This window comes from Metapseudomonas boanensis (assembly GCF_018704125.1).
GTDB classification, from domain to species: domain Bacteria; phylum Pseudomonadota; class Gammaproteobacteria; order Pseudomonadales; family Pseudomonadaceae; genus Metapseudomonas; species Metapseudomonas boanensis.
Genome location: NZ_JAGTIS010000045.1, coordinates 1 through 1,894, shown reverse-complemented (window position 1 = coordinate 1,894; position 1,894 = coordinate 1). Strand labels below are relative to the sequence as shown.

At 66.4% G+C, this 1,894-nt stretch carries 1 protein-coding gene and 1 pseudogene; both read left to right on the top strand.

What is annotated here, in order from left to right:
- A pseudogene (locus J7302_RS26200) lies at nt 1–809 on the top strand (glycine dehydrogenase (aminomethyl-transferring)); the annotation flags it as partial.
- Between the two features lie 193 nt (nt 810–1,002).
- Nucleotides 1,003–1,894: L-serine ammonia-lyase (locus J7302_RS26195; RefSeq protein WP_215381757.1), on the top strand; the 892-nt coding region annotated here is incomplete at its 3' end.

The following is a 1,894-nucleotide window of genomic DNA, read 5'->3' as shown; positions in this document are numbered from 1 at the left end:
GCCTCTGTGCCCCGGGCCAGTTCGGCGGCGACGTGTCGCACCTGAACCTGCACAAGACCTTCTGCATCCCCCACGGCGGCGGCGGCCCGGGCGTTGGCCCGATCGGCGTCAAATCCCACCTGGCGCCCTTCCTCCCCGGCCACGGCCAGGGTCACCTGGCGCGCAAGGAAGGCGCAGTCAGCGCCGCGCCATTCGGCAGCGCGAGCATCCTGCCGATCACCTGGATGTACATCCGCATGATGGGCGGTGAAGGCCTGCGCCGCGCTACCCAGCTGGCGATCCTCAACGCCAATTACATCGCCCGCCGCCTGGAAGAGCACTACCCGGTGCTCTACACCGGCAGCAATGGCCTGGTGGCCCACGAGTGCATCCTCGACCTGCGCCCGCTCAAGGAAACTAGCGGCATCAGCGTCGACGACGTGGCCAAGCGCCTGATCGACTTCGGCTTCCACGCGCCGACCATGTCGTTCCCGGTACCCGGCACGCTGATGATCGAGCCGACTGAGAGCGAGTCGAAGGAAGAACTGGATCGCTTCTGCGACGCCATGATCCGCATCCGTGAGGAAATCCGCGCGGTGGAGGAAGGTCAGCTGGATGCCCACGACAACCCGCTGAAGAACGCCCCGCATACGGCAGCGGAGCTGGTCGGCGAGTGGCGCCACCCGTACAGCCGCGAGCTGGCCGTGTACCCCAGCGCCAGCCTGGTCGAGGCCAAGTACTGGCCGCCGGTAGGCCGCGTCGACAACGTCTACGGCGACCGCAACCTGGTCTGTGCCTGCCCGTCCATCGAGGCCTATCAGGACGCCTGACGGCGAGCCCGTCGTAGGAGCCAGCTTGCTGGCGAAGCGCTTCTGCCGGAGCCATTCGCGAGCAAGAACTCGGCGTCCCCCTGGCTCCTACAGGGTGTTTCTACCACTCGGCGGTCGGGTCTTCGGACCCGATGCGCCCGGCTGTCTACGCTGACTAGTAAGCATGAGCCGAGCGCGAGCTCAGGAGCACGACATGTCCCTCAGCGTCTTCGACCTGTTCAAGATCGGCATCGGGCCCTCCAGCTCCCACACCGTGGGCCCGATGCGCGCCGCCGCGCGCTTCATTGACGGCCTGCGCCGGGAAAATCTGCTGGCTGACACCGAGCGCCTGAAAGTCGAGCTCTATGGCTCCCTCGGCGCCACCGGCAAGGGTCACGGCAGCGACAAGGCCGTGCTGCTGGGGCTGGAAGGTGAACAGCCCGATACCGTCGACACCGAAAGTGTCGACGCTCGACTGGCGGTCATCCGCGAGAGTGGCGTCCTGTGCCTGGGCGGGGAAAAGTCGATCCATTTCGTCGAGAAGGAACACCTGGCGATGATCCGCAAACCCTTGCCCTACCACCCCAACGGCATGATCTTCCGCGCCTTCGACGACGCCGGCATCCAGATCCGCTCCCGCGAGTACTACTCGGTGGGCGGCGGTTTCGTGGTCGACGAGGAAGCAGCCGGCCTCGACCGCATCGTCGAAGACCGCACGCCGCTGCGCTATCCCTTCAAATCCGGCAAGGACATGCTCGCCCATTGCACTGACACCGGGCTCTCCATCAGCGACCTGATGCGCGAGAACGAAAAGGCCTGGCGCAGCCCTGAGGAAACCAGTGCGGGCCTGATGAAGATCTGGCAGGTGATGCAGGATTGCGTAACCACGGGCTGCCGCAAGGAAGGCATCATGCCTGGTGGCCTCAAGGTCCGGCGCCGCGCTGCCGCGCTGTATCGCCAGCTCAGTGAGCACCCGGAAGCCAACCTGCGCGACAGCCTCAGCGTGCTCGACTGGGTCAACCTCTACGCCCTCGCGGTGAACGAGGAAAACGCCACCGGCGGCCGCGTGGTCACCGCGCCCACCAACGGCGCGGCGGGCATCGTGC